Below are 12,948 nucleotides of genomic sequence, written 5' to 3'. Positions count from 1 at the left end.
TCAATGAATATCGAGGTCATAAATTTATGGCGGTGTGGTTAATAGTTAAAAAGTGGCTTAGTTCACACCTTTTTAAATTGAGCAACCGAAGTCTTCTCATCTTTAGTGGCTTGTATGTGAGCCTTTCATGGGGACTGCTCGTTCTCGCTGGTGAAACCGCATTAACAGACAGCTTCTCTAACTTTATCTATTACCTTATGGTTACGGCGAGTACGGTGGGTTATGGCGATCATTCTCCAGTGACAGATTTGGGTAAATGGGTTGTTGTACTGTTTGTGATCCCAGGCGGCTTGAGCCTATTCGCTGCATTATTGGGACGTGTCGCTGGAGCAGCGATGGATTACTGGCGAGCGGGTATTTTAGGAAAACGGAGAGTAAGAGTGGAAAACCATATTGTATTGTTGGGTTGGAATGGATCGAGAACGATGCACCTTATTCGCATGTTACAACATGAAGAAGAGGGGAAGCGTCCGATTGTTTTGTGCAGCCGTTCAGAAATAGAAAACCCGTTACCAGGCGAGATCAGTTTTATCAAAGTGACCAGCTACACGGATTCGCAAGAGATGAAAAACGCCAACATTGCGGAAGCCGCTTGCGTTATTGTTGATAACCTCTCGGACGATATTACGCTGTCAGCCGCGCTGTACTGCGCTTCTGTGAATCCTTCCGCACATTTGGTCGCTTACTTTAAAGATGAGGCGTTAGGCCGTCTTTTAAGTCAACATTGTCCGAAAGCGGAATGCATACCTGCAGTTGGCGCGGAAATGCTGGCAAAAGCGGCGGTAGATCCGGGCTCAAGTGCACTTCACCAAGAGCTATTAGCTTCAACACGAGGTATGACTCAATACTCGGTCATTTATCCTGAAAGGCTGCCAGTAACTACTGTTGAGAGTCTCTTCGTTTTTCTCAAAAGGCGTCATCATGCCACGCTAATTGCTTTTGACATTGGCCATGGTATCCAACTCAACCCAGATTTAGATGCTGAAGTACCACCGAGTACCAAGCTGTTTTACATTGCAGATGAACGTATTGAAGATTTTGCATGGAAAGAAATGCACAAGGAACAATAATGCACATGATTGCCGACCTGTTAGCAGGTTTTCCCAACTTTTTACTCTATTTTTCTGTTTCAATTATTTTCGTTTTGGCGTTTAAGTTCATCTACGTGAAGCTTACGCCTTACGATGAATGGCACCTGATCAAAGAAAAGCAAAATACAGCGGCAGCGATTGCACTAAGTGGCGCATTTCTTGGTTATTGTATTGCGATTTCGGGGGCTGCAAAAAACTCAGTCAACATTGTCGATTTTATGGTATGGGGCGTTGTTGCAATGCTGGCGCAGATCATTGCATTTGCGATTGTACGTTTTGTTTTACTTCCAAAAGTGACTGAGCGTATCGAAAAAGATGAGCTGCCTGCCGGTATTGTATTAGCGGCTGTTTCTATATCGGTCGGTGTATTAAATGCCGCTTGTATGACGTACTAGGAGGAACGATGAAGCGGAGTTCTAACGTTAAACGTTCTTCCATGGACAAAAGTTTAAAGCTTGGGAAAATTATTCCCTTTGCTGCTTTTGGCGGTATTTTCTTCTTTGCGACACAAGAATCGAAAACCGAAGGCTACATTTTTTCTGACGCTGATGAATGCAAATCAAACTCGCCAGAGTTCAGTGAGCAGTGCGATATTGCTTATCAAGAAGCTTTGGCTCGCGCCGAACGAAATGCCCCTCGCTACAACAATGAGTTTGAATGTGAAAATGATTTTTACGAAGACGATTGTTACTACAGTTCCAGTTCCCGAGCTTATGTGCCTCACTTTGGGGGCTTCTTTTACAGTCGAGCACTGAGCGGTTTGAAAGGTTACAACAAGAGCTATTACTCTGAACCAATGTATCGCTATAAATCCAAATTCTATAATGGTGCCGGACAATTTTTTGGTTCCTATCGTAATCAGCCGACGAAGGTTGCGACCAGTAACCTAAATAAACGTGGTGGTGGAACTATTGGTAGAGCGATGTCTCGAGGCGGGTTTGGTAAAGCGGTATCGGTCAGCCGAGGCGGTTAATAAGCACTATGTTTCGACGAGAAATACAAGAACGAGAAAACTGGCGTGAGTTAGCACGCCAGTTTGGTTTTGGCTTCCATTCCATGTATGACCAACCGTATTGGGATGAGAGTGCTTACTATCAATTCACGCTTGAGCAAATAGAGAACGATATTGAAGCGCCCACTGAAGAGCTGCATCAGATGTGCTTGGCTATTGTGGATGAAGTAGTTCGGAGTGAGAGGTTGCTGACGCAATGTGCGATCCCTGAATTTATGTGGGAGCAGGTCGCTTCTTCGTGGCACCGAAATGAACCCTCGCTCTATTCGCGTCTGGATTTTGCATACAACGGAACTTCGCCAGCTAAGTTACTGGAGAACAATGCGGATACGCCGACCAGCCTGTTTGAAACGGGTTTTTGGCAGTGGGTGTGGTTAGAGGATGTTGTAAATAAAGGTCTAATTCACCAGAGCGCGGATCAATTCAACATTCTTCAAGATTTTTTGATTGAGCGTTTTTCCGAGATAGCCAAATATCAACCCGGGCAAACCCTTCACTTTAGCTGCTGCAAGTACACTGAAGAAGATAAAGGGACTGTCCAGTATTTAGAAGATTGCGCGCGCGAAGCTGGGCTAGCGACGGCGTTTGTTTATGTCGAAGATATTGGTGCGACGGAAGATGCTCAGTTCGTGGATGCAGATGACAGAGCGATTCGTTGGATGTTCAAGCTTTATCCGTGGGAGTTTATGTTTGAAGAGGAATATGCGAAATACCTAGCGACCGCGAAAGTGAATTGGTTAGAACCCATGTGGAAGTCGATTCTATCCAACAAATCACTTTTACCGTTATTGTGGGAGCGCTTTCCGAATCATCCTAATCTTTTACCTGCCTATTTTGCTAACGATTCAAAAGCGAACAGTTTGAAAGACTATGTAATCAAACCACTATTCTCTCGAGAAGGCGCAAATATTGAGATCGTCAAAGGTGGGAAACGCATACTCAAAACGGCAGGGCCTTATGAATCTAAATTCAATATCGTCCAGCAGTATCATCCATTACCTAAGTTTGGGCAAAGCCATACGTTAATTGGCAGCTGGCTAGTCAACGATAGAGCTGCTGGGATTTCGATTCGGGAAGACACTAGCTTAGTCACGCAAGATATGGCGCGATATATTCCACATGTGATTTTAACATGATCAAAAAAGCTCTCCATCCAGAGAGCTTTTGTCTATTCAGCGGTTCAATCTTGATGGTCGACAGCGTTGTGTCTTATTGCTCTTCAGCTAATGCAACACCGCGCTGAGTAAGACCACATAGCATTACTGGCATGGCATTGAAGATCTCTTCAAACTGTTCTAAGCCTTCCATGCCTTGTTCTGCCAACGTTTCAATGGTCGTTTCTGGATCGTAAAGCATCGTAAGAGAAAGCAAAACACCGCCCAGCAGAGCATTATCTTCGCTGTCCTCTGGCATTAGCGTTTCCCAGTCATCACGAGCAAGTTGCCAACCTTGTAATACACCTTCACAGAAATCACGGGTCTGGCTTGTTACAATATCTTGTTCATCTAGCGCGCATCCCTCAGGCCACTGCCAAGATCCTTCTAGAAGCGCAGGACGAGTTTGGTTCCACATTTGTACAATCTCATCAATGTATTGCTCTAATTGCTCACCGTCAGTAAATGGCGCTGTTTCTTCACCACCCCATAAGAATGGCAACCACTCTTGAGGCATTAATACGTTTGGCGCTGCAGCCATCGCTGTTACAAAGCCTTGAGTTTTTGCTAGGTTTAGTAGTTTACCGTCAAGTTCTGGGAGAGAAAGGATGTCTTGTAGTTTCAAAATAGAATACCATTTGTTAATGGGCTGGTTGATTGCGCTCATCTTACCAATCAATTTGTGATAAATCGATATTAGGGAATGATTCACAGACATCTATGGAAATTCGCTCATCACTCAGAAAAAAAAGCATTCTCGCCCTGACACTGTACCTGTGTTTCTTTATCGCAACGATTGGTTCTGTTGCCTATTTGGTTGTCGAGCCTCCGGTTAGGCAAAAGCTAGAGCAAAACCTAGAGTTACGCACCCAACTCCTTGCTCTAGAGATTAAAGAGCCTCTCCTTAGCTCTACCGGTGTATTGAGTAGCCTTGCAGGACTCGCCCAGGGGACTGAAAATATTCAATCTCTCAACACGACAATTCCGCATATTCTCCAATTGAGTGATGAGATGCTCGTCAGTGGTGGCGTATGGCCTAAACCAGAACTCAAAGCTGAACAATGGCGATATAAAAGCCTATTCTTCAACAAAAACAGTGATGGCGGTATTGACCAAATTCACTCCTACAATAATCCTGAATCTGGCGGCTATGATAATGAACCATGGTATAAGGCAGCTGCTGACGCGCCAGTTGGTTCTGTGAGTTGGTCTACGGTTTATATCGACACTTTTACTCAGGTTCAGATGATTACTGCGTCTTCCCCATATTATCAAAACGGTCAATTCGCTGGCGTTGTAACGGTAGACTTATCACTTGATGCACTTTTTCAGTTTATTCGAGAGCACACGAACCTGCATTCTTTAGGTGTGGAGGTTCGCGATGCTGAATCGAACGTGATTATTGAGCACAACTTCCAACTAACAGACGAAATTTATGTCAGTGAGCTTGATTTTGGAGAGTTCGATTGGCGCATGGAAGTTGTCAACGCGAAAGCTAAAGTAGCCGATCAAGTGTTTGAACAAGTCATGAGTGTTGAGGGGAGGATCATTCCATTCTTACTCTTGTGTGTACTGGTCGGGTATTACTTGCTGAATCGTTACATTGTCGAACCGATTGTCCGTATTGCCGCTAAGATTGATGACTCGAAAACTGGCGGGATCATAGACATTGACTATGATAGCGAAGATGAAATTGGACAGCTCATCGAGAAGTTCAATGAAAAAACCATTTATCTAGAGCAAGAGAGAATAAAAGCCCAGGCTTCGACGAACGCTAAAACGGCATTTTTAGCCACATTATCCCATGAGATTCGTACGCCAATGAACGGTGTATTAGGAACCGCTCAGATATTGTTAAAAACGCCACTCACCGATGATCAACGTAAGCACCTGAGAACACTTTATGACTCAGGTGATCATATGATGACGTTACTTAATGAGATTTTAGATTACTCAAAAATTGAGCAAGGACATGTTGAATTCGAAAATACGCCTTTCCCAATTGAGTCGATCATCGGCAGCATAAAAAGTGTTTATCAAACACTATGTGCAGAAAAAGGCCTTCGTTTTAGAGTCGTGTCTCATTTACCAACAGGGCGCTGGTACAACAATGACAAAGCCCGTCTGCGCCAAGTATTGTTTAACCTACTAAACAACGCTGTCAAGTTCACCGACCGAGGCATCGTAGAGGTAGAGCTGACCGAGAAATCGAGCAAGGCAGGTACCAAGCTAATTCTCGCGGTGAAAGATACGGGTATCGGTATTTCTCAAGAAGCGCAAAAACGCATTTTCCGTCCTTTTGAACAAGCGGAGTCCTCGACGACGAGGCGGTTTGGTGGGACAGGGCTTGGTTTAGCGATAGTAAAAGAAATTGCCGAGCATATGGGAGGTCATGTGATTGTGCAGAGTCAAGAGAATGTCGGGACAACCTTTACCGTCGAGATCGCGCTTACGCCTTGTGAGCCTGGGAAAGTGGAAGCAGTCAATGCACATAAGCTGAATTGCAAAGGTTTGAAAGCGCTCATTGTCGAAGACAACCGAACAAATGCGATCATTATGGAAACTTTCCTAAGAGCCAAAGGCTTTGAGTGCACAAGTGTTGAAAATGGTCAGCTTGCCGTCGATGAGGTGGCCGTTCAGTCATTTGATTTGATATTAATGGACAATCATATGCCTGTTCTTGATGGTGTTGGGGCGATATCAGCCATTCGAGCGATGAGTTCGCCTGTAAAGTCGGTACTGATCTTTGGCTGCACAGCGGATGTATTCAAAGAAACACAAGAGCGCATGATAAATGTAGGAGCCGACCACATAATTGCGAAACCAATTGTGGAGTCTGAATTAAATGATGCGTTGTATCTCCATGCAGCACGGTTATACCAATACCAGTCGGACTTTGGTGATAATACAACGGATATCCTTGATGCGGAAAAGTGGCTACTAAACTTCTATGTTGCTCTAGATAATGGTCATCTCAACGAAGCGTTAGAGGCTATTTCAGCGATTATTGTTCAAGTCACCCCAGATGCTAATAAAGACGTTTCTTTAGTTGCCGAGCGAATAAGGCGTAACTTAAAGCGTCAGCAGTCTCCAAACCAAGATGATATCGACACATTAACGCTCTTGCTCGCATCATCATAGCTTAATCCATATAGCGCGATTCAACGCAATCATGAATTGTCTTTACTCTTCATACCTAACCTTAGCTGAATCGTCTGTTTTTTCCTTACTTTCAATGAGCTTAGCGCTGCTGTTGGATTCTGTCATAAGAGAAACGGTGCGGCTCTCAGTTGCGCTCACATCGGGAATACTCTGAATTTTTACAACTCAGTAGCATAAGTTATTAGAATGATCGTTTATTCCCCGAACTTTATCCTAACCCTCCATCCAAACAATCACTTATCCCACTTTTTGTGTAAGTTAAATCCGTATTTTTCTACCATTTTTACGTCATTTTAGGCGTTTTTAGTTGTTGGTGGTGAAAAAAACTACTTTCATTTTAAAAAATGGTTATAAATTTACAACTTGATTTCAAATACAGTGCCATACGCTGCTTTTTATGTGATTTAATTGCCTTATTAACTGGTCATGTATTTGTTTGATGGTTGATAGTTTTATTTTGTTTATTGTTGGTAGTATTTAATTTTAGGGGTTGGTTAATGAAGTCTCGCGGACCATTTTGTATTCGTCACGCCGCAGCGGATACCTTTGCTATGGTTGTTTTTTGCTTTATCACAGGGATGATTGTCGAGATTTTGATTTCAGGGATGACGTTTGAGCAATCTTTAGCATCACGTACACTATCTATTCCAGTGAATATTGCTATTGCTTGGCCGTATGGCGTTTTTCGTGATTGGGTACTACGTCAGGGTAACAAGGTATCGCCGTCTTCATTTATGAAAAACGTATCTGATCTGGTCGCTTATGTGCTTTTTCAGTCTCCAGTTTATGCGGGAATTTTATTCGCAGTTGGTGCGTCTACAGACCAAATAGTGACCGCGGTGACAAGTAACGCCATTATTTCTTGCGGTATGGGTGTGTTGTATGGGTACTTCTTGGACATGTGCCGCCGTTGGTTCCGTGTTCCCGGTTATTCTCAAGGCATCTAAATGCCCCAGTTTTGCTCAATTTAGTTACTTAGTGAGCAATCGAGTGGAAAAGGGCGCTTTTTTTTATGTTTAGCCTTGACCATCAGGCACATAATCATTAAATTAGCGCCTCGTTAGCCAATGATGCTAACCAAAAATTGATTCGGTGAGTTGTCCGAGTGGCTGAAGGAGCACGCCTGGAAAGTGTGTATACGGCAACGTATCGAGAGTTCGAATCTCTCACTCACCGCCACATTCCCTAAGAAAGACGTCCATGGACGTCTTTTTTTATGCCTATTATACTTCTAAATCAATAAGTTATCGTCCGATAACGTCCAAAGATGTCCTAGTTCGTTCGCCATTTTGGGGTATGACAAAGTGTATGTTTTAATCTTTCCCGACTTCGGTAATATACCATTTTAACCTGAATTGCTTAGTTCCTATTCAAGTGATTAGAAACTTGGGAATTACATGAGTTACAGCTTAGATTTTCGATAAATCAATAGCTTAGGGTTAAGTGGTATGACGCGAAAAACCTAACTTTTTCTAAGTGTAGCTTAGTCATACCAGGGGGCAATATGTCGCACTTAATACATCGTCTGAAAGACAAGGAAATCGAACAAGCACAGGGCCGAGATCGAATCTATCGTTTACCTGATGGTGGAGGTCTCTATCTACTGGTGAAACCCAACAACCTCAAATACTGGGAGTTTCGTTACACAAAGCCAGGTACAAAAAACAGAACCTTCTTGGGATTGGGTAGCTTAGATATGCTCAATGTTGATGGCGCTCGTGACAAAGCGTTTGAGATGCGCAAACTTCTGAAGGAAGGTATTGACCCTAAATTAGACAGGATCGAGAAGAGGACCCAGATTCAACAAGAGCAAGCTTGTACATTCAAGTCAGTCGCTGATGAATGGGTTAAGACCAAGACGAAACTAAAACCTAAGACCGTCCAAGGTAACTGGAGAAAGCTCGAGCTTTATGCATTTCCAAAGTTCGGTGAGATCCCGGTTAAATCACTGACGCCAATAATAGTTCAGGAGGCGTTTAGGCCAATTGCTCGTAGAGGCAAGTTGGAGACAGTAAAACGCACCATCCAGTTGGTAAATGAAATCATGCGCTTTGCCATCAATAGCGGTTTGATCCAACACAATGTTCTATCTGGAGTTGGAGAAACGTTCGCTTATCCAGATGTAAAACATATGGCTGCACTTAAACCTGATGAACTAACAGAGCTACTACAGACAGTCGCAACTGCAAATATGCAGCTGGCTACCAAATGTTTAATTGAGTGGCAGCTCCACACCATGACTAGACCAAGTGAAGCTGCTGGTGCTCGCTGGGATGAGATGGACATAGAAAATCGACTCTGGATTATTCCAGACACACGGATGAAAATGAAACGTGAACATCGCATTCCATTGACTGATCAGACTATCGCCATACTGGAGCGCATACATCCTATTAGTGGGCATAGGGTACATGTATTCCCCTCTATGCGCTTCCCCAAACGGTCTATTGATTCAGAGACTATAAACAAGGCGTTGGGGCGTATTGGATTCAAAGATCGCACTACCGCGCATGGCATGCGCTCTCTCGCCAGTACTACGTTGAATGAAAGAGGTTTTGATCCGGATATCATTGAAGCAGCTTTAGCTCACCAGGACCGTAATGCTATCCGCTCTGTCTATAATCGAACAGATTACCTGGAACGCCGACGAAAAATGATGGAGTGGTGGAGTAGTTACATCGATGATGCGGCAGTTGGTTCACTATCTGTAACTGGCGCAGTGCACTTAAGGGCTATCGGCTGAGAGGGAAACCAACAGGAAATTAAAAAGAGGGCCGTGCTACGGTACAGCCCTCTCTCTATCGTCACATCACTTCATGTTTACATTTAACCCAGCAATTAGTATCTTTTGGCTTTGGTCAAATGCCAACCTTCACCGTGCTTGCACTTATACACTTCTAACTCAATGCCTTGCTCTTCGTAAATGATATTAGCTCTGAGCCTGGCTTCTTTGCTTGTAGGGTATGAATTTTTGTATTCCCCGATAGCGGAAGTGCATCTGGAGCACTTTTTACTAGGTGTAAGCCTAGACTTTGGAGATAAATGCCATTGCCTGCACTTCTCGCATTTATAGGGTGCTAGATCATTCCCATATACATTTCTAGAGTATTCAGCGGCAACTTGTGCCTCAAACTCCGTATAGTAAACACTTAGAGGTTTTCCGGACACTTTCCCTAGGCATGTCTCACTTTTCATATCAGCACCTCATCAGAGATGTTGGACATGTTTTTGACATGGTAGCGAGACTTAAAACGATTACAATTGAAGTTTACTTGGCTCAAGGCCGCCTCTACACCTACATCAGTAATACGCTCACTGTAACTATAACCAGACATACCATTATTGTTTTGATAAAAACGTCCGTTTGGGTCAATCATCAAGTATGACTCAGTCATTGTATTGTTTGACTCAGGAGATATTGGTAAGCCCTTACCTGAATGTTTCTGAACAAACCTACGAAACTGATCATCTGAAATTAACAGTTCATGCTTATCAGTAGGCATCACCTGGAGCACTTTCCATTTGTCTACTGCTATTCTTGAAATTAGATGAGTAAAGTCTTCTTCCCAGTTTAGAGCGTTTACAACGGTGTTAATTTTTGTCTTCAATCCTTTTTGGGTGTGCGATAGAAGTTGTAGTGCGAGCTGAAGTTCATCTTCGTTTAGTGAATTGCCTCTTCTATCAATGCGGCCTAACTCTCTTCTTACGGAGGATTGTTGACTATCGAAGCTAATGCCAATCATATCCAGTGTATTTACGGGTAATTCGAAACGCCGTCTTAACAGGTAGCTACCATTAGTAATGATTGAAGTTTGGAATCCTTTTTGTTTCGCCATTACTAAAGCAGTAGAGAACGCGCTACCTAGCATCATTGGCTCACCACCAGCAAAATTTAAACGTACATCCTGGTAACCAAGCATTCTTTTGATCTCTGGGTTACCAAGAATGAAGTAGTTAGCTAGTTTGTCGAGCAGTTGTTCAATAGAGCTCAATGAGCGATGCAGCTCATTGGGTTTTCCCCACTTAGCAAAACAATAGGTACAGTTATAGTTGCAAGCCTCTGTGATGTGCCAGTTGATTACGAGTTCATTTAACTGACTAGAGGTCATTCTGTTCGTTGCGTTGGCGTTAGCAACACCGTGAGTTTTTGTAGGCATACGTATACTCCTTGACTGGCCTACAAGAGTAGGCCGTAAAGTTTTTACATGGCGGACGGCAAACGTCGGAGTAGGAGCATCGGGCTCCAGTACACCAAGATGGAATGAGTTGGATGAAGTTTATGGGTTACGCATTAAGGTGCGTCTGGTTTTGAGGGCTCCCTCATGATTTATTGTCATACCGAGATTTTGTCGCTGGCAGATAAGTAACCACCATTCAGCTGCAATAATGCCTCGCTTCAAATCTGCGATAGTAGAGTTCTTTTTTGTGTTTCTTCGGACAGCTTTGTAACATTCATTTGCGATTGCACGTACATCCGGATCAGGATCTGACTGTTTGATGAAATACACTGCTTTATGAACTTTGCCGTTAAGATCAACCCCTAACTCAGTTAGTGCCTTTAAGTATCCTTGTCGCCAAACTGAAGATCGTTCGACTATTTGTTCAACTGCGTATTGTTTATCACGCGCTTTTTCGCCTTTGCGAAGGCGTAAACGGCTCAGACAAAACTCAGCTAATTCGTGAGTACAAGCTATATAGGGCTGCGATAACTTTTTTTCATAGTTTTCTGGTGCTTCGCCCAAATTGATGACTTCATTATTATCAAAAAGTTTCTTAGCAAGGTCGCTAATAGGCTCATACCACTGGTTCGTGCTCGTATTGAAGGAACGATCTCGTAACGAAATCGCCTCATCAGCAAAGGAACTCGAATAAGAACGCATTAATAACATACGATGACGAAAAGATTTGCTTGGCTGAACCTTGTCTAGTCTTTCCAATAAAACCCTGAGCAGATCACTATAGTAGAGAGGTGTTTCTGTCTCGTCAGACTTAGAGACTTCTCCTCTCAAAATACCAATGCTTTTATCAATATACGGAGTTAGATTTTCACCATGTAAACAACGAATAGCAGTAGTAGTCCATTCAGGGATTAACCTCTTTGGAAAATTAACTGTTTCAGGAAGCCCTCGAAACAGTTCGCGCCACCATTCAGAACAGGCGGAATAGAACTCAGAAGAGACTCCCCTTCTTGCAGGGACATGAGCCGATAAAATGCGAAGTTGCTTCTCAATTTCTAACTCATTCATATTCGCCAAGAAAAGATCTTTCCAGGTAGCAAAAAAAGTTTCGCATACCCATTTTTCAGAGCTACTAGATAATTCTGGTGCTCTTTGCTTGTCGCCCAAAATGCGGTCAAAGTCTTGCTGGATCGACCATCCTATCCAAGTTTCTAATTGCTGTGAGCTGAATTGAGAACATAATGCTTCCAGCTCGCTGTTGCGACGAATGTCCAGTTCTTCATGACGTTGTGTCTCCCAATCAAATTCTCTGTAGAAATCATGGGATATATGGTTAAAGTACCGGTCAACTTGATTAGCCCATTGTTCAAGTTCTGGGCCTGAAGCATTATCTAAGTTAAAACTTAGAATCGAAACCTTCTCAAGCTCCTGCTTTGTGTGGTTGAGCCAGTTAGTTAGAGACCTTTTGATCTCTTCGTCATCAAAGTCTTTCTGCCAAACTAGTGACTCAAGCCGTTCCCATGGCGTGCCCCAAAAAAAACTAGATAAGTCACAAGAAATTCGTCCCATTTCTGCATCATGTTTGATCCATGCTTTAAGGTAATCTATACCTAGTTGGATATACTGAGCAGCTTCGCTGGGAGAGCTGGAGTTCTCGCTTGATGAAGCTAGTGATAGTGTCTCTTTAACTAAAGCTGCGTCGTCCGAAAAATAAAAGGGCTTAGTAATCAAATTGAAACAATCCCAAAGAACTCTTGTTCGTTCGCGATCATTTAGAGAGCATAATGCTGCATCTTCAAAAAATATCTTGGTGAAAAAATGTTCTATTCCATAGTGTTTGCGAATAAACCAAGTATATTCTCCAAAATGTTTTTCTATTCCAGCCTTGTAGAAGCCGTAAGGTGATGTTGGAAAGTAAGTCTTCGCTACATCGTCTAAAAATTTGAATAGTAAGGACTCTTTATAAGAGTCATCATCACTGAATTGTTCTTGAGCAAATCGAGGGCTCACATGTCGGCTAAATACAAGCGCTATGCATTTTTCTGGTTCAGACTTCTGCTGGTTGGCAGTAGACAGTGCTTCTTCAAGATTGGAAGAGCTGTAAAAAACATCAGTCCAGTTTTCTGAAAAGTGTTGAATCAATAACGCTCGGAAATTGTCTTGGACTTCAAATTCGTCGAGTGCTTGCAAGAAACGTTCGACGGGATATTTTTTTTCATCGAGGGAACGATTGCCAAATGGTGCATCTATCCTGCACATAGTTTTCTCCAATAAAAAAGGGAGTTAGGTTTCACATATAGAATTAACCGGAGCAGTGTCCGGATTTGCAGCTGAAACCTCCCGTGCAATAG

10 protein-coding genes and 1 tRNA gene are annotated in these 12,948 nt (G+C 43.0%); 8 read left to right on the top strand and 3 right to left on the bottom strand.

All coding sequences use genetic code 11. The annotated features are described in order from the left end of the window. Nucleotides 1–26 precede the first annotated feature (26 nt). The 4 genes from FKN16_RS05820 to FKN16_RS05805 are packed head-to-tail and all read left to right on the top strand — an operon-like array spanning nucleotide 27 to nucleotide 3,239. Complete coding sequence (locus FKN16_RS05820) at nucleotides 27–1,070, top strand: potassium channel family protein (RefSeq protein ID WP_170902264.1); 1,044 nt, start codon at nucleotides 27–29, stop codon at nucleotides 1,068–1,070. Then, nucleotides 1,070–1,486: a DUF350 domain-containing protein gene (locus FKN16_RS05815; RefSeq protein ID WP_005390766.1), complete on the top strand. Its 417-nt coding sequence runs from the start codon at nucleotides 1,070–1,072 to the stop codon at nucleotides 1,484–1,486. Before FKN16_RS05820 ends, FKN16_RS05815 begins: the two co-directional genes overlap by 1 nt. Nucleotides 1,487–1,494: 8 nt before the next feature. Then, entirely contained in the window at nucleotides 1,495–2,064 is a 570-nt protein-coding gene (locus FKN16_RS05810) for a DUF1190 domain-containing protein (RefSeq protein ID WP_005390768.1), read from the top strand. A gap of 8 nt (nucleotides 2,065–2,072) precedes the next feature. Continuing rightward, complete coding sequence (locus tag FKN16_RS05805; protein WP_170902262.1) at nucleotides 2,073–3,239, top strand: glutathionylspermidine synthase family protein; 1,167 nt, start codon at nucleotides 2,073–2,075, stop codon at nucleotides 3,237–3,239. Between the two features lie 73 nt (nucleotides 3,240–3,312). Here FKN16_RS05805 and FKN16_RS05800 read toward each other — a convergent pair whose 3' ends face one another. Continuing rightward, nucleotides 3,313–3,924 carry a YecA family protein gene (locus tag FKN16_RS05800; RefSeq protein ID WP_005390772.1) on the bottom strand — a complete coding sequence of 204 codons (612 nt, stop codon included), beginning with the start codon at nucleotides 3,922–3,924 and terminating at the stop codon, nucleotides 3,313–3,315. Between the two features lie 53 nt (nucleotides 3,925–3,977). On the opposite strand from FKN16_RS05800, the gene FKN16_RS05795 reads away from it, so the two are divergent. From FKN16_RS05795 to FKN16_RS05780, 4 genes are all read left to right on the top strand, one after another. Then, a complete protein-coding gene (locus tag FKN16_RS05795; protein ID WP_170902260.1) occupies nucleotides 3,978–6,398 on the top strand; it encodes an ATP-binding protein in 2,421 nt (806 codons plus the stop codon). Nucleotides 6,399–6,916: 518 nt separating this feature from the next. Further along, nucleotides 6,917–7,366: an L-alanine exporter AlaE gene (locus tag FKN16_RS05790; protein WP_047008566.1), complete on the top strand. Its 450-nt coding sequence runs from the start codon at nucleotides 6,917–6,919 to the stop codon at nucleotides 7,364–7,366. 144 nt (nucleotides 7,367–7,510) lie between these two features. Next, nucleotides 7,511–7,598, top strand: a tRNA-Ser gene (locus FKN16_RS05785). A 325-nt stretch (nucleotides 7,599–7,923) separates the two neighbouring features. Then, nucleotides 7,924–9,162: a tyrosine-type recombinase/integrase gene (locus FKN16_RS05780; protein ID WP_170902259.1), complete on the top strand. Its 1,239-nt coding sequence runs from the start codon at nucleotides 7,924–7,926 to the stop codon at nucleotides 9,160–9,162. A gap of 448 nt (nucleotides 9,163–9,610) precedes the next feature. Here FKN16_RS05780 and FKN16_RS05775 read toward each other — a convergent pair whose 3' ends face one another. Together FKN16_RS05775 and FKN16_RS05770 are read right to left on the bottom strand one after the other, a co-directional pair. Beyond that, entirely contained in the window at nucleotides 9,611–10,576 is a 966-nt protein-coding gene (locus FKN16_RS05775; RefSeq protein ID WP_170902257.1) for a viperin family antiviral radical SAM protein, read from the bottom strand. Nucleotides 10,577–10,696: 120 nt separating this feature from the next. After that, complete coding sequence (locus FKN16_RS05770; protein WP_170902255.1) at nucleotides 10,697–12,856, bottom strand: hypothetical protein; 2,160 nt, start codon at nucleotides 12,854–12,856, stop codon at nucleotides 10,697–10,699. Nucleotides 12,857–12,948 lie beyond the last annotated feature (92 nt).

It is taken from the genome of Vibrio sp. 11-4(1) (genome assembly GCF_013048625.1).
GTDB classification, from domain to species: Bacteria; Pseudomonadota; Gammaproteobacteria; order Enterobacterales; family Vibrionaceae; genus Vibrio; species Vibrio diabolicus.
The sequence above is the reverse complement of the archived record's forward strand: the minus strand, read 5'-3'. Positions and strand labels throughout refer to the sequence as shown.

Bases quoted from the DNA above. Each gene is read 5' to 3' on its own strand.
- FKN16_RS05810 (WP_005390768.1), top strand. From the start codon at position 1,495: ATGAAGCGGAGTTCTAACGTTAAACGTTCTTCCATGGACAAAAGTTTA.
- FKN16_RS05800 (WP_005390772.1), bottom strand. From the start codon at position 3,924: ATGAGCGCAATCAACCAGCCCATTAACAAATGGTATTCTATTTTGAAA.
- FKN16_RS05775 (WP_170902257.1), bottom strand. From the start codon at position 10,576: ATGCCTACAAAAACTCACGGTGTTGCTAACGCCAACGCAACGAACAGA.
- FKN16_RS05780 (WP_170902259.1), top strand. From the start codon at position 7,924: ATGTCGCACTTAATACATCGTCTGAAAGACAAGGAAATCGAACAAGCA.
- FKN16_RS05815 (WP_005390766.1), top strand. From the start codon at position 1,070: ATGCACATGATTGCCGACCTGTTAGCAGGTTTTCCCAACTTTTTACTC.
- FKN16_RS05795 (WP_170902260.1), top strand. From the start codon at position 3,978: ATGGAAATTCGCTCATCACTCAGAAAAAAAAGCATTCTCGCCCTGACA.
- FKN16_RS05770 (WP_170902255.1), bottom strand. From the start codon at position 12,856: ATGTGCAGGATAGATGCACCATTTGGCAATCGTTCCCTCGATGAAAAA.
- FKN16_RS05820 (WP_170902264.1), top strand. From the start codon at position 27: ATGGCGGTGTGGTTAATAGTTAAAAAGTGGCTTAGTTCACACCTTTTT.
- FKN16_RS05790 (WP_047008566.1), top strand. From the start codon at position 6,917: ATGAAGTCTCGCGGACCATTTTGTATTCGTCACGCCGCAGCGGATACC.
- FKN16_RS05805 (WP_170902262.1), top strand. From the start codon at position 2,073: ATGTTTCGACGAGAAATACAAGAACGAGAAAACTGGCGTGAGTTAGCA.